The sequence below is a fragment of the Siminovitchia fortis genome, assembly GCF_003605365.2.
GTDB classification, from domain to species: Bacteria; Bacillota; Bacilli; order Bacillales; family Bacillaceae_C; genus Siminovitchia; species Siminovitchia fortis.
In genome coordinates this window covers 42,092-61,737 of sequence record NZ_QYTU02000002.1, presented here as the reverse complement: position 1 = coordinate 61,737, position 19,646 = coordinate 42,092, and the positions used below count along the sequence as shown (strand labels likewise).

The window sequence follows — 19,646 nt, the reverse complement described above, 5'->3', positions numbered from 1 at the left end:
TCATTTTAGAGGAATTCCTGTGAATTTTTTGCCTGCCGGACAAAAAATGAAGCCTGCACCTTATTGAGAGTCGCGGGGGATAATGGTAATATCAATCCGAGAAAAGAATTTCAAACGGCATGTTAGAAAGGCGTGAGGAGTCATATACCCTCTGATAAAAAAATTTTTATTTAAGATGGATCCCGAGGAGATACACCATCGTACGGTGTCCGCATTGAAACTTGCTGATAAATCGGGCGGAAAGGGTTTGCTCCGTTCCATGTATCAGGTTCATGATGAAAGCCTGGCAATAGATGTCTGTGGAATACGGTTCCCAAATCCGGTCGGGCTTGCTGCCGGATTTGATAAGAATGCAGAGGTTTACCATGCATTGTCTGCCATGGGTTTCGGCTTTGTTGAAGTCGGGACCATCACACCGCTTGCGCAATCTGGAAATGAAAAACCCCGGCTTTTTCGCCTCGCGGAAGACAGTGCGGTGATCAACCGCATGGGATTCAATAATGAAGGAGCGGATGCTGCCGCAAAGAACTTACATAGTTATGAAGCAGCAGGGGTGCCGATAGGTGTCAACATCGGCAAAAATAAAATCACCCCCAATGAAGAAGCGGCGGGTGACTATGAAAAGTGCCTGGATGTCCTATATCCGTACGGGCATTATTTCGTTATTAATGTAAGTTCGCCCAATACTCCTAATTTGCGTGACCTGCAGGAAATAGAGAGCCTCAAGCAGTTGATCGCTTCCATTCAGAAGAAAAAGAATGAATTGGAAGCCAATGGCGCAGCGAAAAAGCCGGTCTTTTTAAAAGTGGCTCCTGATATGACCGATGAACATATGCGCGATGTGGTGCATGCGGCAGTGGATGAAGGGCTCTCCGGAATCATCGCCACAAATACGACGTTGTCAAGGGAAGGGCTGGCTTCGAAAGCTCATGTTGAAGAAGCCGGCGGTCTCAGCGGCCTTCCGCTGAAAGAAAGATCAACTGCATGGATCAAAGAAATATATGAAGAAATCGGTGATCAGGTGCCCATCATTGGAGTCGGCGGCATTTTCACCGGGGATGATGCCTATGAGAAAATCCTTGCCGGCGCAAGCCTCATCCAAGTGTACACAGGAATGATTTATGAAGGCCCTGGAATCGTCAAGGCCATTAATACAAGATTGCTGGAATTGATGAAAAGGGATGGATTTTCAAATATGAAAGAGGCGATCGGGGCAGGCCGTTAGAGAAGAAAGGAGTTGTCATTGCGGCAGCTCCATTTTTGTATTATAACAGATTTGCCAAAAAAATAACCCCCGGTGTTGGGGGGAACATGTCATCTTATTTGAAACCTAAGCACTTATCACATTTCGTTCCATAGCACTCGTGTTGTTCTGATACGGTTTCTCCGCATTCTGTACATTTCTTTGGAGGCAAATTTTTAAAGAATTCTACTACGTTTTCCATCATTTTATTTTCCACTCCCTCAAGTTTGTTATACAACGGTGCTTCGTTGTTTATATTGTATTATAACAGTTGTTTTGCTGTCAACAGGAAATTTCTATTTTCCTGCTAAAAATTCAAAAATCTAGTATAGTTATTATTATGAGAGATACGGCAGGGAGTGATAAAAGTGGATCTGACAATCATCGGACACTGGGGTGGATTTCCGAAAGCGGGAGAAGCAAGTTCGGGATACTTGTTAGCCCATAACGGTTTTTATTTGCTCATGGATTGCGGCAGTGCTGTTTTATCCAAGCTTCAAACAATAATAAGTGCTGAAAAACTGGACGGGATTATACTCTCGCATTACCATGCGGACCATACGGCGGACATCGGGGTAGTCCAGCATGCCCTTTATGTCGGCAAGTTTACCGGCCAGTATGACAAAACCCTTCCCATCTATGGCCATGGGCTGGATTCGGAGGGGTTTAAGCAGCTCACTTATAAAGATGTAACAGCAGGGATAGCCTATAAACCTGATGAAATATTACATATCGGCCCATTGTCGATCTCCTTTCTGCAGACACATCATTCAGCTCCCTGCTTCGCCATGAGAATAGAAGCAGATGGAAAGGCCATCGTTTACACGGGAGATACTTCATACTTCAAAGAACTGGCGGACTTTTCCAAAGGAGCTGATGTGCTGCTTTGTGAATCGAATTTTTATAAAGGGATGGACGGCAGTGCTGCCGGCCATATGACGAGCGAGCAAGCTGGAAAGACTGCCCGACAGGCGGGCGTGGACAAGCTTATCCTGACGCATCTCCCCCATTTTGGAGATCTGTCCAGGCTTAAAGACGAAGCTGCCGAACAGTTCGCAGGAGAAATTATCATTGCCCAAGAAGGATTGAAAATGGAAATTTAAAGTAAAGGGGAAGGAAATATCATGCTTTTTATTGATAATCAGGGCATTACCGATCCGCGGATCAACCTGGCGATTGAGGAATATGCTCTTAAGAATCTCGATATTAACGATGATGGGTATTTACTGTTTTATATCAATGAACCCTCAATCATCATTGGAAAAAACCAAAATACAATCGAGGAAATCAATACGGAATATGTGGAAAAAAACGGCATCCATGTCGTCAGGCGGCTGTCAGGGGGCGGAGCGGTTTATCACGATTTGGGAAATTTGAATTACAGCTTCATCACGAAAGATGAAGGGGACAGCTTCATGAACTTCCGGAAGTTTACGGAGCCTGTTATCAAGGCGTTGGAGAAGCTTGGGATAAAAGCGGAGCTGCAGGGAAGAAATGATATCGTGGTGGAGGGCCGGAAAATATCCGGGAATGCCCAGTTTGCTACAAGAGGCCGTATGTTCACCCATGGGACATTGCTGTTTGATTCCGAAATTGAAAATGTCGTTTCAGCATTAAAGGTGCGAAAGGATAAAATCGAGTCAAAAGGGATCAAATCAATCAGGAGCCGTGTAGCAAACATCTCGGAGTTTTTGGAAGAAAAGATGACAACCGAGCAGTTTAAAGAACTGCTTCTCCGTTACATTTTCGACGGGCAGGATCCGATCCCCGAGTATAAAATGACGGAAGACGATTGGAAAAAAATCAATGAAATTTCCCAAAAGCGATACCGGAACTGGGACTGGAATTATGGGAAATCACCGAAATTTAACATACAGCACTCTCACCGGTTCCCCGTTGGACAAATCGAATTTCGACTGGATGTGAACAAAGGATTGATTACCGGGTGTAAAATTTTCGGGGACTTTTTCGGAATTGGAGATGTAAGCGATATTGAAGACAGGCTGACAGGAGTAAAATACGAAAGATCTGAAATAGCAAAGGCGCTTGAAAATATAGATATCCGCCATTATTTCGGCAATATTGGGAAAGAGGAAGTGCTTGATCTGATATATTAAAAAGGAGTCACAGCCCGAAAAATGGGGTTGTGGCTTTTTTGAACTTTTATTATAATTGAAATAGTAATGCATCATGGGATTTTTTAACGTCAAAAAATGAATGATCATTCATTCAATAGGAGGGCCGTTATGAATTTACCTGATAGTTTACATGAAAGTGCAATGAAGAACCGTGAAAAGATCGCCTATTACTTTATGGACGATCCGACGACATATGAAGAACTGAATGTGTCCGTCAACAAGTTTGCAAGCGGGCTGGCGAAAGCGGGAATAGGAGAGGGGGACCATGTTGCCCTTTTGCTTGGAAATTCTCCGCACTTCATTATCAGCCTTTATGGGATTATGCGTGTTGGGGCGACAGCGATTCCGATCAATCCGACCTATACTCCGTCTGAAATCGCCTACATATTGAAAGATGGAGATGTAAAAGCAGTGATTGCCTTGGATCAGATGATTCCCTATATAGAAAAACTGAGAATGGCTGCTCCGAAAATCGAGCATTATATCATTTGTGAAACCGGAGCTGAATTGAATGCTGAAATGGAAACGTTTTCTGGAATTTTGCATTCCGGAGATGCAGATTTTACAGCGGTGCCTATAAACAGCGGAGATACGGCGGTCATATTGTATACATCCGGTACTACCGGAAAGCCAAAAGGCGCAATGCTGACTCATGGAAATCTGTATTCCAACGCTCGTGATATCCGCGACTATTTGAAAATGGGCGGGGAAGATACGGTCATTACAACATTGCCGATGTTCCATGTATTCAGCCTGACCGTCGTTTTGAATGCGCCGCTTATAAGCGGATCGACTTTGATCATCTTACCAAAATTCAGCCCGAAGGAAATTTTCCGTGTGGCCAAGAATTTTAAAGCGACCATTTTTGCAGGGGTGCCGACGATGTATAATTTTCTGTACCAGTATCCGGAAAGCAATCCTGATGATTTCTCTTCTATAAGGCTCTGCATCTCGGGAGGGGCTTCCATGCCGGTCGCTTTGCTGAAAAACTTTGAGGAAAAATTCAATGTCGTCATTTCCGAAGGGTATGGACTATCGGAGGCGTCACCTGTCACAAGTTTCAACCCGCTCGACAGGCCGCGGAAGCCCGGATCAATCGGCACTTCCATTATGAACGTGGAAAATAAGGTGGTCGATGAAGCCGGAAACGAGCTTCCTGCAGGCGAGGTGGGAGAACTGGCAGTCCGCGGGCCGAATGTCATGAAAGGATATTATAACATGCCTGAAGAAACGTCAAAGGCGATCCGTGACGGCTGGCTGTATACGGGAGATTTGGCGAAAATGGATGAAGAAGGCTACTTTTATATAGTTGACCGCAAGAAAGACCTTATCATTGTTGGAGGCTATAATGTATATCCGAGAGAGGTGGAGGAAGTCCTGTATGGACATCCGGGTGTTCTGGAAGCAGCAGTGATCGGCGTGCCCGATGCAGATCAGGGAGAAGCCGTGAAAGCTTTTATCGTACCAAGGGATGAAAAAGTGGATAAGGCGGAGCTTCATCAATTTCTTGCTGAAAGGCTGGCTTCGTACAAACTTCCTAAATCCATTGAATTTATTGAGGAACTCCCGAAAAATTCTACGGGCAAAATTATGAAAAGGGAACTGAAGAACCGGATTCTTCAATGATCACGGATGTTTTCTTCCGTGATTTTTCCATTGAAAGAAAGGTTTTTTTAAATATATCAAGAAATATATAATGGTGAGATCAATGAAGGAAGGGGATTAACCATGAAATATATTCAGTTGGATGTTCAAGATTTTATTGCGACTGTAACGATTAACCGTCCCGATTCTTTAAATGCTTTTAATTACGAAACACTGTGTGAATTGGGAGAAACAGCAGAAATATTAAAAACAGATAAAAATGTTCGGCTGGTGATTTTTAAAGGAGCCGGTGATAAAGCATTCAGTGTCGGTGCTGATTTGAAGGAAAGAAAGACATTGTCGGAGCAGGAGGTCCGCCGCAATGTCAATAAAATCGGAGATGTGTTCCATGCGGTTGAAAAGCTGCCGCAGCCGACTATTGCCGCGATGAATGGCCATGCTTTTGGAGGAGGTATGGAGCTTGCTCTGGCATGCGATTTCAGGATTGCGGCAAAAGGAGCGATGATGGGGTTGACGGAAACAAGCCTGGCCATCATCCCGGGAGCCGGGGGAACCCAGAGGCTTCCGCGCCTGATCGGGGAAGCCAAGGCGATGGAATTGATCTTGACAGCAAGGAGGTTGACGGCAGAAGAGGCATATACATATGGAGTTGTTACCGATATTGCGGGGCAGGAAGAACTGATGGGCAAGGTAATGGACCTTGCGGACGCGATTTTAGCCAATGGTCCGATTGCCGTACAGCAGGCAAAGTACGCCATCAAAACGGGAATGAATACAGACCTGCAAACAGGGCTGGAAATTGAAAGGAAAGCCTACGAGCTGACCATCCCCACCGAGGACCGCCTTGAAGCGCTTCAGGCATTCAGCGAAAAAAGGAAGCCGGTTTATCAAGGGAAATAGGAAATGCTCTTTCGGCCAAATGGAACGGGGTGCGGGTTATGAAGAAATATCATTGTTGTGCAACATGTATTCATTTTGTTGCTGAAAGAAAGGATGGAAAAATGAGCTATTATTGTAAAAGACTTGGATATGAAACGAAGACCCATTATCAATTCAATTGCTGGACACCCAAAGAAAACGTCCGCAGACTGATGGAAAAGGATGGAAAAAATGCTTAATTTAAAAACTTCCGTTTGTGATTTGTTAAACATCCAGCATCCGATTGTCCAGGCAGGGATGGCCGGCACTGCTACAGCCAAGCTTGCAGCTGCTGTTTCTGCAGCGGGGGCCCTCGGTACTCTGGGAGCAGCATATATGACGCCTGATGAAATGAGAAAAAATATCAGGGCCATTAAAGAATATACTGACAAACCTTTTGCGGCTAATTTATTCTGTGTCGATATGGAAGATCATTGGGAAGGCGTCGAGCAGGCTCAAAAAGTGCTGAACCGATTTAGAGCAGAACTGGGAATTGAAGAAGCAGAAAATTATTCAACGGCCAATATGTTTGATGACCAGTTTCAGGTTTTATTGGATGAAAATGTCCCGGTGATCAGCACTGCCTTCGGCGTTTTGCCTGAAGATAAATTGTCTCTGGCGAAGGAAAAAGGAGCCATCATCATTACGATGGCAACAACGGTCGATGAAGCAGTCCAGGCGGAGCGGTCAGGAGCGGATCTCATCGTGGCCCAGGGAAGCGACGCAGGTGGACACAGGGGGACATTCGATATAAGCAGGCAGCCATACGGTGCGAATATAGGGACTTTTTCGCTTGTTCCGCAAATCGCTGACAATGTCAGCGTCCCTGTCATTGCGGCAGGCGGCATCATGGACGGAAGAGGCCTTGTGGCCGCGCTGGCATTAGGAGCTTCGGGGGTTCAGCTCGGAACGGTTTTTCTGCCTTCGGATGAATCGGCTGCCCATCCTGTATACAAGCAACAATTGTTGGAAAGCACAGAAGAGAGCACCGTGATCACAAAAAGCTTTTCAGGGAGGCCGGCAAGAGGAATCAAAAACAAATTTATCAGAGAGTTTGAAGAGTCTGCAGAGCCGGTGGCGTTTCCCTCTCAAAATACCCTGACATCAGATATAAGGAAAGCGGCGGCAAAGCAGGATAATCCGGAATATATGTCCCTGTGGGCGGGGCAGGGTACGCGGCTGCTCCGTTCACGGAAGGAAAGCCGGGCTTCAGATATCGTAGCGGCCATTATGGAAGAGGCAAAAGAAATATTGGGATAGCGGGCTTTACTGGTCTTTTTCGCAAGTTTCCTTCTCTTGATGAAAAAAAAGTTCCTGTTTATAATGAGTAGATTAGTTGATTGTTTTGGAGGGAAGGAGATTGGAAGCAGTACAGAACGTAAAGTCCTCACAATTCCGCCTCGGTCTCCAGGATGGAGTGAGCATAGCGATCGGATATGCCCCGATTGCCCTCACCTATGGACTTTTGGCAAAAACAGCGGGTCTTTCGCTGTTTGAAACAGTCTTGATGAGCCTCATCGTGTTTGCGGGGGCTTCACAGTATATGGCGCTCAGCATGTTTGCTCTCGGTACAGGAGCAATTGAAGTGATCATGACGACCTTCATTGTGAACATCCGGCATTTTCTTATGTCTGCTTCATTGAATGAAAAAGTGGAGAAGGAAGTTCCATGGAAAAAAGCCGTCTATGCATTTGGAATTACAGATGAAACCTTTTCCGTTGCTGCTACGAAAGCGGGCACTGTTTCGACCGGTTATTTATTTGGAATCATTTCTTTGGCATATGGCAGCTGGGTTGTTTTTTCAGGCGTTGGCTACGGCATCGGGGCCAGCCTCCCGCAGGTGCTACAGGAAAGCATGGCCATCGCGCTTTATGCCATGTTTATCGGTTTGCTTGTACCTTCCATGAAAAAGAGTGCAAAGGTCATTTATCTTGCCCTTCTTGCTGCTGTTTTTAACAGTGTTTTTGTTTTTTGGAATGTAATGGGAAAAGGCTGGGCCATTGTGGCGGCTACCCTTCTGGCCTCAGTTTTGGTTGAAGCCGTTGAAACCATTAAAAACAGGGGGGAGTCAGCCGGTGACTAGTTCGTTGATCATTTTCACCATTATCGGCATGGCGGTTGTTACATACATACCTAGAATGATTCCGTTCGTGATGTTCAGGGGCAGGGAACTCCCGCCCTTTATTCAGGGAGTATTGCAAAATGTTCCATTCGCCACACTTGGCGCTTTGATTTTTCCTGCTGTCCTCCTTATTAATGAAGGAAACCTCCTTTACGGTGTGGTGGGAGCCGCTGCTGCTTTTATCATTGCATTTCTCGGTGCCAACGTCATCATCGTTGTCATCGGCGCTATCGCGGTTTTGAGCATTTATTCGCTGTTTATTTAACTTTGGCGGAGGCTTTTTTAAAATAAAAATTATTTGTTTTTAATGAATTTAATAGTAAGGATTCGTACGCGCTTTGTCCAGCTCCAGCGCCTAGCCCCTCGAGGTCACAAGCCGCTTCCCTGTGGTGGCTGAGGAACTGCCTCCTCGGGAATCGGCTTGTGCTTGTCGGGGCTAATCAAGGCGCTTTCGCTTTTCTTTTTAGCCTCCCGCTTATTTTTTTCTTTTGGGGAGACAATATGAGGTACCCGTTTTGTTCTGCCGGCTATTTATTCTACATATAATAATGAATGGACAAGGAGGGGAGACCATTGGTCAGAAAATGGGCATTGCGGGCAGTGATCGCTTATTTTTTGTTTGGTGCGGCCATGTATGTGTATCTGTTTTTCTTGGCGGACACTGCCATTCCGGATATGTATAAAGGGACGAGTATAGATCCCGCGACTTTTTTAAACAGCAGGGAACTGATGCTCAGCGAGGAATATTCAAGAATCCGGAACCTGATGTTTTTCCTTGCGACACCCTATCAGTGGCTGTTTTATTACCTGATTCTCCTGTTCGGCATATCAGCGATGTTTGAGCGATGGGCCGGAAAAACTGCAAAATGGTTCCCGCTTCAAACAATCATTTATCTGTTTTGGCTGTCGCTTGCCACATTTGTCGTCACCTTTCCGCTTGCCTACACATCCTATCTTTTTTCTAAGACATATAATATTTCCACGCAGCATTTCTCTTCATGGATGAAGGACCAGTTTCTGGACTTTTGGGTCGGCTATGCAACGATGTGTGTTGTGGTCCTTGTCATTTATTCGATGATGAAAAAGTTCAAAAAGAAATGGTGGCTGGCCGTCTGGGTGTTGTCCATCCCGTTTTCAATCCTCATGATGTTCATCCAGCCGGTCGTGATTGACCCGCTTTACAATGACTTTTACCCGCTAAAAGACAAGCAGCTTGAAATGAAGATCCTTTCGCTTGCGGATGAAGCGGACATTCCGGCCGAACACGTATATGAAGTGGATATGTCCAAAAAGACGAACGCATTGAATGCCTATGTGACAGGCGTCGGCTCAAATTCCAGGATCGTCCTCTGGGATACGACCTTAGAAAGGCTTGATGACGAAGAAGTTTTGTTCATCATGGCGCATGAGATGGGCCATTATGTGGAGAAGCACATCTATAAAGGGATTGCGGGATATGTACTGCTGTCTTTCGTCGGTTTGTGGCTGACAGCGAAGCTGATGGAGTTATGGGTCAGGAAGAGGGGAAAGGTCTGGAAAGTGGACAGTATGACCAGTATCAGCTCACTCCCGGCTTTTCTGCTGATTACATCCATTTTGCTTTTTGCCGCAAGCCCGCTGACAAACTGGGTATCGCGTTACCAGGAAATGCGTGCGGACCGGTATGCTTTGGAAATGACGGAAGACCGTGACGCTGCGGTGCGGACATTTCAGGATTTGACAAGAGCCGGGTTAAGCCAGGTCAATCCGCCGTATTTGGTAAAAATATTCCGGTACGGCCATCCCACAATGCTGGAGCGGATCAAAATGGCCGACGAATTTGAAAAACAGAAGGATGAAGATTAGGAAACAGAGATGGCTGCCGTTTTCATGGGACCCGAAGCCATCTGTAAGCAAAAAAATCCCCCTTTTTAAAGGGGGATGAGTTTTTATTTGTCCATGTGGCTTATGAGTTCTTTTGAAAGCTTCATAAAAGCTTCCTCGTCTCTTTGATCCAGCGCAAGATCAATTTCCGCACGCAGCTGTTCCTCTCTTCGCTTTTGCAAAAGATCATTTAGGAAAATTTCTGTGTACCATTCCAACGCTTTAGCTTCTTTTTGATTCTGTGTCATCGTGTACTCTTTCAACAGTTCCTGATAAGTTTTCTTCCTCTCCATCGATGATCACCTCGGAACCTTTTTTTAATTATACACGGATTTAGGCAAAAACACAAGAGAGGAATTTAAATTTTCTGATGCTTTTTCATTTGCTTTTTTATTAAAAAAATACAGATGGTTCTTTTATCCTAAAATACGTTTTGATTTTTTAGAATTTTGATGACATTTTTGGGAATCTATGTTATTATTATAGGCAAATTGTATTAATGCTGTAGAAAGGGGCAGAAAAATGGCGGAAAAAGGCAGAGTGCTGTCAAGTTATGAAATTAATCCTTATACGATGATGATTCGGCCGGCGGGCGATGAATACTCGGAAGTGATTGAAGCAGGCGCCCGCTATTTAGTCTCTTGCAGACCCTTTGACATTGTAAAAAGAAGCTGTGCATATTTTGGAAGCTCTTACAGCGGAAGGAGGGATGGGACAAAACAGTTAATCGGCATCACTTACAAGGCACCCATCATTGTAGACCCCTATACTTCCATCTATCTATTTCCAACCGCATCACCGGCTAGTCCTCAATGTGTATGGATTTCCCATGATTATATTGCTTCTTATGAAAAAAATGGTCCTTATGCAACAGTCGTCACGTTCCAAAACAGCGAAAGCTTTGATCTCCCGGTTTCTTTTTATTCCTTGGAAAATCAGGTTTCGCGTACAGCCATGCTCAGGATCAAGTTTACACAGAATATGAAGAGAATGGAAAAATTCAACAAAAAACCGGCTCACTTATTACATAACCGGGCATCTGAGCCTAATGGAGCCTATTGGATCAACGAGTAGAAGAAGGGCAGTCACGCCTTCTTCTCTTTTTTTTGAAAGGAACGGGGGCTTAAATAAAGGGACATTAATTCTTCGACCCTGTTTCGCAGCCGGGGATTGAAGTAATTATGGTGTTCTTCGTATCCCTTATACAGGAACAAGTACATCGTAAAAATTTCGTCCGATTTCAACCGTTCCACCCGAATGTTATTTTTGTGCAAATACCGTTTTACTTCCGCCAGCTCTTTCTGCACTTCCCGTATGGTGCTTTCAATCAAATGCTGATAGGGCTTTGGCAGTTTGAACGGGCTTTTTTCAACAACGGACAAATCACGCTGTAAAACTGTCAGCAGCATGGGCAAATAGATCGCTTGTTCAATGATATCCCGTTCATTCTCCGGAATTCTTGTCATTGAGCAGTCTCCTTTTCGCGAACGTATGTTCTCTATTTATCTTACTAAGGGATGAAAAAAATAGCAAGCTGAAAATTTTTCCTGCTGCAAGATGCCGGATAGAACAAGCAGGCCCGGCTATGATATAATTTATAAGAAATCAAGCTGCTGGCCCATTTACCTGCTTGGAATAGAGGAATGTTCATGGATTTGTTCTCATTCGAAGACTGGATCACGATAGAAAATATAATTGAACTGATTGAAAAATACCGCTCATTCGGCCCGCTTCCAGGAGTTTTGCTTCCTTTTTTGGAGGCTTTTCTCCCTTTTCTGCCGCTTTTCCTATTTGTTATGGCAAATGCCAATGCCTTTGGACTGGGATGGGGCTTTCTTTTTTCCTGGATCGGGGCTTCGGGAGGAGCCTACGTTGTATTCCTCCTTATTAGAAGGTTTGGCGAAGCAAGAATTTTTGGGCCTCTCCGCCGAAACACCAAGGTGCAGAGCCTGACGGCATGGGTGGAAAGACGCGGATTCGGCCCGCTGTTTCTTTTGCTTTGCTTCCCGTTTACTCCATCGGCGGTCGTCAATATTGTGGCGGGGCTTTCAGGGATCGGAATTTATCAATACATGCTGGCCGTATTGACAGGAAAAGCAGTGATGATCTTCATCATGAGTTTCATCGGCTACGATGTCATCTCATTGATCAGGCAGCCGATTAGGACGGGGATTGCTCTCGGGGTCATCGCGATTTTGTGGTATATCGGGAAGCGGATTGAAGTAAAGCTGAAACAAAAGAAATATGAACGGGGATAGTTATACATACATATATGCCAAAAACGCATAAATGGAAGCTGCTGCAGGATATAGCGGCTTTTTTTCGTCTTGCCGACAGGGAATATATGTTCGTTTTTTGCATTCCGTATATGGTATAATCCATATAAGAAAAATTAAAACGATGTTTTTTCAATAAAAGAGGGGTTGAAAGCATGTCACTACGCTTTGTCATTGGCCGTACAGGAACGGGAAAAACAACTTTAATCCAGGATGAAATCAGAAAAAAGCTGGCAGAGCAGCCTGATGGCCCTCCGATCCTGTATATCGTCCCGGAGCAAATGACTTTTTTATCTGAATATGAATTGGTCCAATCAAAGGGCCTTGCGGGAATGATCCGTGCACAGGTATACAGCTTTACCCGGCTTGCATGGCGCATTTTTCAGGAAACCGGCGGAGCAAGCCGAAACCATGTGACCAGCACCGGACTGAATATGCTCATAAAAAAAATAATTGAAGAACATAAAAATGAGTTGAAGCTGTTCAGGCAGGCGTCCGATAAAACAGGATTCATTCAGGAAGTTGAACAGATATTTACGGAGTTCAAACATTACTGCGTCAAGCCGGAAGATCTCGCCCAAAAGAGGGAAGAAGTGGGCTTTTTCCAATCTCAAAAAGCGCTTGCTGACAAGATGCATGACCTTGAATTGATCTACAGGCATTATGAAGATGCCCTATCGGGAAAATATCTGGATTCAAACGATTACCTGCGCCTGCTGGCGGAGTCGATTGATAAATCCCGTTTTCTGAAAAATGCCGAAGTGTATATAGATGGATTTCATAGTTTCACACCCCAGGAATATTTGGTTATCGAACGCCTTTTGACTGTTTGCAGCCGTGTATCTGTGTCCCTTATGCTCGACCGTCCATTCAAAAGTGAAACGCCTGATGAACTATATTTATTCAGGATGACGGGAGAAACATATGAAAATTTATATGAACTGGCATCCCAGGGGGGGATAGCAGTCGAAGATGATGTGATCCTTAGGGAAACTTTTAAATTTAAACATGACAGCCTGAAATTCCTGGAATCGCGGCATGCCGACAGGCCGGCGGGCCAGTATTCCGGCAGGCCTGCCGTCAGGCTGATGCAGTCCGTCAACAGGCGTGCGGAAATCGAAGGGATTGCAAGGGAAATACGGCGTCTCGTCATGGAGGAAGGCTACCGGTACAAGGATATCGCGGTGTTGATGCGAAACGGGAATCAATATCAGGGTGAAATGGAAACGATCTTTTATGATTATGATATTCCTTACTTCATCGACCAAAAGCGCTCCATGCTTAACCATCCGCTTGTTGAACTTATTCGATCCGTACTGGAAGTGATCAGCAGCAATTGGAGATATGAGCACGTGTTCCGTGCCATAAAAACCGACCTGCTTTTTCCGACGGAAGGTGATTTGAACAGTCTTCGGGAGCAGATGGACAGGCTTGAAAACTATGTCCTGGCCTATGGGATCAAAGGAAATGGCTGGACGAAAAAAGACAGATGGACATACCGCCGTTTCCGCGGATTAGAATTGGACAGCATGGTGCAGACGGATGAAGAAAAGGAAATTGAAAAGGAGCTTGCTGTATCAAGGGATATTGTCGCCCTGCCCATCCTCAGGCTTGCAAGGCGCCTGAAAAAAGCTGAAACAGGACGGGAACTGTGCGAAGCCGTCTATTTCTTTTTGGAGGAGCTTGAAATTCCCCGGAAACTGGAACTGCTCAGTGAAGATGCAGAAGAAAAAGGACAGCTTGTTGCATCAAGAGAACATGACCAGGCTTGGAATGGGGTAATGGAACTGCTCGACCAGTTTGTGGAAATACTCGGGGATACAAAAATGACATTGGAAGATTTCATCCCGGTGATTAACGCCGGCCTGGAAGAGATGAAGTTCTCCCTCATTCCGCCGGCAATTGATCAAGTTTTTGTGGCAAACCTTGAGCAGTCTCGCCTTTCACACGTTAAGGTTTCATTCGTCGCCGGGCTGAATGATGGCGTCCTTCCCGCCAAGTTCAGCGAAGGGGGAGTATTTTCGGATGAAGACCGGGCATCGCTGATGGATGCCGGCATGAATATCGCCCCTGACAGCAGAAGAAGACTTCTCAATGAGGAGTTCGTCGCCTACAGGGCATTTACTTCGGCGGAGGAGCAATTGCTGCTTTCCTGGTCTCTGGCGGATGATGAGGGAAAAGCTCTCCAGCCATCACCGTATATTGAAAGAATAAAAGGAATGTTTCCTGAGATAGTTGAAACAACTGCCGTGAATGATCCGGCAGAGTTAAGCGGCGATGATCAATTTGAATACATCTCCCACCCTGATTCGGCAGCGGCCTATTTGACGGGTCAATTGAACCTAAAGAAAAGAAATTATCCTGTTGAGCCGTTTTGGTGGGATGTCTACAACTTTTACATGTCCGACCCGCTTTGGAAAAGAAAGGCTGATAGGATCCTGTCGAGCCTGTTCTTTAAGAATGGGACGAAAAAGCTCTCCGAAGATACAAGCAAAGACCTGTATGGGGAAAGCATTACCGCAAGTGTATCGAGAATGGAGCTTTTTAACAGCTGCCCTTTCTCCCACTTTGCATTGCACGGCTTAAAGCTCCGCGACCGTGAAATTTTTAGGCTTGAAGCGCCGCATATCGGTGACTTATTCCATGCCGCCTTGAAGTGGATTTCAGACCAGGTGAACAAAAACAACTTGAAGTGGGCAAACCTGACGAAAAAACAATGTGAACAACTGGCCATGGAAGCCGTTGCGTTTTTGGCGCCCAAACTTCAAAATCACATTCTGTTAAGCTCCAACCGCTATAACTATATTAAAAGAAAGCTTGAACAGGTGATTGGAAGGGCATCTTATGCAATGAGCGGGCATGCGAAGGAAAGCGGCTTTTCACCTGTCGGATTAGAGCTGGCCTTTGGTCCGAAACAGCAGCTTCCGCCTTTGGCCTTCACATTGAAAAATGGAATGAAGATGGAACTGCAGGGCCGGATTGACCGCGTGGATAAAGCGGAGAATGACAATGGGATTTATTTGCGGGTCATTGACTATAAATCCAGTGCAAGAGAGCTGGATCTGAGTGAAATCTATTACGGGCTTTCATTGCAGATGCTGACGTATTTGGACATTATCATCACTTATTCAAAGCAATTGATCGGAAAAGAAGCATTTCCAGCGGGCGTATTTTATTTCCATCTGCATAACCCGATGATCCAGACTGATAAAATCATGACATTATCTGAAATAGAGGAAGAAATATTCAAGAAGTTCAGGATGAAAGGACTGGTCCTGGAAGATCCAGAGCTCGTCCGCCTGATGGATTTTTCCTTGGAGACAGGCGAATCCAATATCATTTCGGCGGGGATAAAAAAAGACGGTACGCTCAGTGCGAGATCGAAATCCGCAACGAAGGAAGAGCTTGGATTGCTGAGGCGCCATGTGCGCTCCCTTTATCAGCAGTCGGGGAATGGAATCATATCGGGGAAAGTGGACATAGACCCATATCGGATGAAGGATAAAACGCCGTGTAAATTTTGTCTGTACAAACCGGTGTGCCAGTTTGACCCGGCTCTGCCGGAAAATGAATTCCGGCTGATCCAGCCGGAGAAGCGGGAAACTGTCATCACACGTATCCGGGAAGAAGGTGAAGAACTTGAAAACTGATATTCCAATTAAGCCTGAAAATAAGACATGGACGGACGAGCAGTGGAAAGCCATTTTTGCAAAAGACCAAGATATATTGGTGGCAGCGGCAGCCGGTTCCGGAAAAACCGCAGTGCTTGTCGAGCGGATCATCCAAAAAATAATTGCAGAGACAGATCCGCTTGATGTCGACCAGCTGCTCGTGGTTACTTTTACAAATGCCGCAGCAGCAGAGATGAGAGCGAGAATAGGGGACGCGCTGACCCAGGCAATCAATGAGCGGCCGGAATCCGGCCATTTAAGGAAGCAGCTCGGCCTTCTGAACAGAGCATCCATTTCAACGCTCCATTCCTTTTGCCTCGATGCATTAAGAAAGCATTATTACATGATTGATATCGATCCTCGCTTCCGGGTGGCTGACGATAATGAAATCGCCCTCCTTCGTGATGAAGTCCTGGATGATCTGTTTGAAGAAGAATACGGAAAAGAGAAGAATGATCAGTTTTTCAGGCTGGTCGATACTTTTACAGGGGACCGGAGTGATGAAGAGCTTCAGGTACTCGTACTTAAATTATACGATTTCTCCAGGTCTCACCCGTATCCGGACCATTGGCTGGACGCTCTTGTTGACATGTATGATGTTCCGGAAGGTACCGGCATCCAGGAGCTTCCATTTACGCAGATATTGTTGTCTGATATCGAGCTGCAGCTTACAGGCGCAAGACAATTGCTTGAAGAGGCTTATGAAATGACCCAAATGCCGGGAGGCCCGGCTCCAAGGGCTGCCAACTATCTGGAAGATTTGGAAGTAGTAAGCCGTATGCAAAAAGCAGCAAATGAAAGCTGGGCAAGTCTCCACAGCGAGATGAACAACTGGAAGTTTACCAGAGCGAAAAGCTGCCGCGGGGATGAATATGACCAAGAACTTCTGAAAGATGCCGATGCACTTCGCAAAAAAGCAAAGGGTATTTTGGAAAAGACGGCCAAGGATATTTTTTCAAGAGAAGCGGAAAGCTTTTTGCGTGACATGCGCCGAATGCATCCGATATACCAGGCCCTGGTCCATTTGGTAAAGTCATTTGCCGACCGCTTCGCTCTTGAAAAGAAAGAGAGAGGCATTGTTGATTTTGCTGACCTTGAGCATTTTGCCCTGCATATTTTAGTGGACGGCGATCTTTCGGATAATGAAGTCCGACCTTCAGAAATTGCCCTTGGATACCGGAATCAGTTCAAAGAAGTGCTTGTAGACGAATATCAGGATGTAAACATGGTTCAGGAAACGATTCTTCAGCTTATTTCGGCCGACGGTGAATCCGACGGGAATTTATTTATGGTCGGGGATGTGAAGCAGTCGATTTACCGATTCCGGTTGGCCGAGCCGAATCTGTTTTTAGAGAAATACACCAGGTTTACCCCTGATGGAGAAAATAACGGCCTTCGGATTGACCTGTCCAGAAACTTCCGGAGCCGGGCAGAAATATTGGACGGCACGAACTTTTTATTCAGGCAGATCATGGGAATAAATGTCGGGGAAATTGATTACAACAAAGATGCCGAGCTTGTTCCCGGTGCACGTTATCCTTCAGATGACGTTTACCCGATAGAGGTGGCAATTATCGATCAATCGGAAGAGCCCGATTCAGAAAATAGTCTCCAAGAGGGAGGATTCGATGAAGAGGAAATCGAGCAGTCCCGCTTGGAAGCCAGATTTTTGGCCAAGAAAATCAGGGAGATCATCGATGAAGAAAGGCCCGTATATGATCCGAAAACCGGGCTGCATCGTCCGGCACAGTATAAAGATATCGTCATACTGATGAGATCCCTCACCTGGGCTCAGGATATCATGGATGAATTCAAACACGAAGGAATTCCTGTATATGCGAATCTTTCGTCCGGTTATTTTGAAGCGACAGAGGTAACGGTGATGTTATCGCTTCTGAAAGTCGTCGACAACCCGGATCAGGATATACCGTTGGCGGCGGTCCTGCGTTCTCCTATTGTCGGCCTTGACGAAGAAAGCTTGGCCCGAATCAGGGTGAACTTCAGGAAGGGCAGCTTTTATGAAGCTGTAAAAAAATTCATTAAAAATCCGGGTGACGCAGCCGACGAGAGGATAAGAACAAAGCTTATTTCATTCATTGAAAACCTTCACGGCTGGAGGAGTATGGCGAGAAGCGGGGCGCTTTCCAGCTTGATTTGGCAGTTGTATCGGGATACGAACTTTTATGAATTTGCGGGCGGGCTTCCCGGCGGAAAGCAAAGACAAGCCAATCTGAGGGCACTTTATGACCGGGCTTCCCAATATGAGGAAACGTCCTACAGAGGTTTGTTCCGCTTCCTGCGCTTCGTTGAAAGGATGCAGGACCGCGGTAAGGATTTAGGGGCAGCCCGTGCACTGGGAGAGCAGGAGGATGTTGTTCGGCTGATGACGATCCATTCCAGCAAAGGATTGGAATTTCCGATTGTATTTGCTGCCGGTTTAGGCCGCCAATTCAATATGAAGGACATCAACAGCCCGTTTTTGTTCGATAAGGACTTCGGCTTTGCCAGCAAATATATTGATTCGGAAAAGCGGATCTCTTATCCATCCCTGCCCCAACTGGCATTGAAAAGAAAAAAGAGGATGGAACTTGCTGCAGAGGAAATGAGAGTTTTATATGTAGCCCTCACGCGTGCAAAGGAAAAGCTGTACCTTGTTGGAATCGTTAAAAACCTGGAAAAAGAGATTAAAAAGTGGTCTAAAGGAAGCCTTGGGGGAGAATGGCTCCTGAAGGATTTTGACCGGGCATCCGCCACGGCATTCATGGATTGGATCGGACCTGCGATCATCAGGCACAAAGACTGCAGCATTGCCCGCTCCCCGGCTGATAATGGGGATGTCAGCGGTCATCCTTCAAGGTGGAAAGTGGATATATTGCCTGCTTCCATCCTGCAGCGGACAGAAGAGGAAGAGACAAAAGAGCCTGACGTCTGGCTTGAGACAGTGAAGGAAGGGCTGCCCAGCAGCATCCAATCACCTTTGAAGGAGAAGGTGTTTTCAAGGCTCAGTTGGAGTTATCCTCATTTGATTGCTTCAAAGAGGATGTCCAAACAAACGGTTTCGGAGCTGAAGAGAATGGCGGAAATAAAAGATGAGGCCAGCGCTGCAACGTTAATGGGTGGAAGCCCTCGGACGAGTGCCCCGATTTTTAATAAGCCGAAGTTTCTTGAAAAGCAATCCATATCGCCGGCTGAACGCGGAACAGTCATGCATGCGGTCATGCAGCATATCCCTCTTAATGAAGTTCCGACACTGATGTCTGTTGAACATCTGCTGGACGACTTGATTCAAAAAGAAATTCTTACGCTTGAACAGGCGGATTCCGTTTCAGTGGAGCAAATTGTACAGTTTTTTCAAAGTGATCTGGGCAGGCGGCTTCTGCAAGCGTCCGAAACTAAACGGGAAGTGCCTTTCACCATGGGTATCCAGGCAAAAGAAGTCTACTCCGACTGGGATGGTGAAGACGAATCTGTCATTGTCCAGGGAATGATTGACTGCATAGTGCTGGAAGAGGATGGCGCCGTATTGCTCGATTACAAAACGGATGCTATCAGCGGCCGGTTTCCGGGAGGCTTCGATCAGGCTAAGAGGGTGCTTGAAAAAAGATATCAGATGCAAATTCATTTATATGGACAGGCTATCGAACAAATCTGGAAGAAGAAAGTGAAGGAGAAGTATCTATATTTCTTTGATGGCGGCCACATTTTAAAAATATAATAAAAGAGTGCCAAGTTGGAGGCGAATCAGCCCCTCCTTGGCACTCTTTTTTGTCCGCTTTAGCGCGTTAACGCAGCGGGGGCCTGGCCCCTGGC

At 45.8% G+C, this 19,646-nt stretch carries 17 protein-coding genes; 14 read left to right on the top strand and 3 right to left on the bottom strand.

The genetic code is table 11. The features are described from left to right. Positions 1 to 142 precede the first annotated feature (142 nt). Positions 143 to 1,225 (top strand): quinone-dependent dihydroorotate dehydrogenase, encoded by a 1,083-nt coding sequence (locus tag D4N35_RS02005; RefSeq protein WP_120069183.1) that lies wholly within the window; start codon positions 143 to 145, stop codon positions 1,223 to 1,225. Between the two features lie 94 nt (positions 1,226 to 1,319). Here the strand turns inward: D4N35_RS02005 and yhfH are convergent, their stop codons facing one another. Further along, complete coding sequence (gene yhfH, locus D4N35_RS02000; protein ID WP_120069180.1) at positions 1,320 to 1,448, bottom strand: protein YhfH; 129 nt, start codon at positions 1,446 to 1,448, stop codon at positions 1,320 to 1,322. Positions 1,449 to 1,611: 163 nt separating this feature from the next. On the opposite strand from yhfH, the gene D4N35_RS01995 reads away from it, so the two are divergent. The 9 genes from D4N35_RS01995 to D4N35_RS01955 all read left to right on the top strand — a co-directional run bounded on the left by D4N35_RS01995 (position 1,612) and on the right by D4N35_RS01955 (position 9,871). Next, positions 1,612 to 2,346 carry an MBL fold metallo-hydrolase gene (locus tag D4N35_RS01995; protein ID WP_120069177.1) on the top strand — a complete coding sequence of 245 codons (735 nt, stop codon included), beginning with the start codon at positions 1,612 to 1,614 and terminating at the stop codon, positions 2,344 to 2,346. 21 nt (positions 2,347 to 2,367) lie between these two features. Beyond that, entirely contained in the window at positions 2,368 to 3,360 is a 993-nt protein-coding gene (lplA, locus tag D4N35_RS01990) for a lipoate--protein ligase (RefSeq protein ID WP_120069174.1), read from the top strand. Positions 3,361 to 3,489: 129 nt separating this feature from the next. Beyond that, positions 3,490 to 5,007: a fatty acid--CoA ligase family protein gene (locus D4N35_RS01985; RefSeq protein WP_120069171.1), complete on the top strand. Its 1,518-nt coding sequence runs from the start codon at positions 3,490 to 3,492 to the stop codon at positions 5,005 to 5,007. A 102-nt stretch (positions 5,008 to 5,109) separates the two neighbouring features. Next, on the top strand, positions 5,110 to 5,886 hold the full coding sequence (locus D4N35_RS01980) for an enoyl-CoA hydratase-related protein (protein ID WP_120069168.1): 777 nt from the start codon (positions 5,110 to 5,112) through the stop codon (positions 5,884 to 5,886). Between the two features lie 38 nt (positions 5,887 to 5,924). Beyond that, on the top strand, positions 5,925 to 6,104 hold the full coding sequence (locus D4N35_RS01975) for a hypothetical protein (RefSeq protein ID WP_120069166.1): 180 nt from the start codon (positions 5,925 to 5,927) through the stop codon (positions 6,102 to 6,104). Continuing rightward, complete coding sequence (locus D4N35_RS01970; RefSeq protein ID WP_120069163.1) at positions 6,097 to 7,164, top strand: NAD(P)H-dependent flavin oxidoreductase; 1,068 nt, start codon at positions 6,097 to 6,099, stop codon at positions 7,162 to 7,164. Before D4N35_RS01975 ends, D4N35_RS01970 begins: the two co-directional genes overlap by 8 nt. 100 nt (positions 7,165 to 7,264) lie before the next feature. After that, positions 7,265 to 7,987, top strand: a complete 723-nt coding sequence (locus D4N35_RS01965) for an AzlC family ABC transporter permease (RefSeq protein WP_120069160.1) — start codon at positions 7,265 to 7,267, stop codon at positions 7,985 to 7,987. Next, on the top strand, positions 7,980 to 8,291 hold the full coding sequence (locus D4N35_RS01960; protein WP_120069157.1) for an AzlD domain-containing protein: 312 nt from the start codon (positions 7,980 to 7,982) through the stop codon (positions 8,289 to 8,291). The genes D4N35_RS01965 and D4N35_RS01960 overlap by 8 nt, the downstream gene beginning before the upstream one ends. Before the next feature lie 308 nt (positions 8,292 to 8,599). Next, positions 8,600 to 9,871 carry a M48 family metallopeptidase gene (locus tag D4N35_RS01955; RefSeq protein WP_208646258.1) on the top strand — a complete coding sequence of 424 codons (1,272 nt, stop codon included), beginning with the start codon at positions 8,600 to 8,602 and terminating at the stop codon, positions 9,869 to 9,871. 83 nt (positions 9,872 to 9,954) lie between these two features. Here D4N35_RS01955 and D4N35_RS01950 read toward each other — a convergent pair whose 3' ends face one another. Next, positions 9,955 to 10,182 carry an IDEAL domain-containing protein gene (locus tag D4N35_RS01950; protein ID WP_120069151.1) on the bottom strand — a complete coding sequence of 76 codons (228 nt, stop codon included), beginning with the start codon at positions 10,180 to 10,182 and terminating at the stop codon, positions 9,955 to 9,957. A 229-nt stretch (positions 10,183 to 10,411) separates the two neighbouring features. Here D4N35_RS01950 and D4N35_RS01945 point away from each other — a divergent pair, with 229 nt between their 5' ends. Continuing rightward, positions 10,412 to 10,963 carry a competence protein ComK gene (locus tag D4N35_RS01945; RefSeq protein ID WP_120069147.1) on the top strand — a complete coding sequence of 184 codons (552 nt, stop codon included), beginning with the start codon at positions 10,412 to 10,414 and terminating at the stop codon, positions 10,961 to 10,963. A gap of 11 nt (positions 10,964 to 10,974) precedes the next feature. Here D4N35_RS01945 and D4N35_RS01940 read toward each other — a convergent pair whose 3' ends face one another. Next, a complete protein-coding gene (locus D4N35_RS01940; RefSeq protein WP_120069145.1) occupies positions 10,975 to 11,355 on the bottom strand; it encodes a YhjD family protein in 381 nt (126 codons plus the stop codon). Positions 11,356 to 11,538: 183 nt separating this feature from the next. On the opposite strand from D4N35_RS01940, the gene D4N35_RS01935 reads away from it, so the two are divergent. The 3 genes from D4N35_RS01935 (at position 11,539) to addA (ending at position 19,551) form a co-directional block, all read left to right on the top strand. Then, the gene (locus D4N35_RS01935; RefSeq protein ID WP_120069143.1) at positions 11,539 to 12,147 is read left to right on the top strand and encodes a TVP38/TMEM64 family protein; all 609 of its coding nucleotides are present in this window, start codon (positions 11,539 to 11,541) and stop codon (positions 12,145 to 12,147) included. Positions 12,148 to 12,320: 173 nt separating this feature from the next. Beyond that, entirely contained in the window at positions 12,321 to 15,815 is a 3,495-nt protein-coding gene (addB, locus tag D4N35_RS01930) for a helicase-exonuclease AddAB subunit AddB (RefSeq protein WP_120069141.1), read from the top strand. Then, entirely contained in the window at positions 15,805 to 19,551 is a 3,747-nt protein-coding gene (gene addA, locus D4N35_RS01925; protein WP_120069139.1) for a helicase-exonuclease AddAB subunit AddA, read from the top strand. The genes addB and addA overlap by 11 nt, the downstream gene beginning before the upstream one ends. Positions 19,552 to 19,646 lie beyond the last annotated feature (95 nt).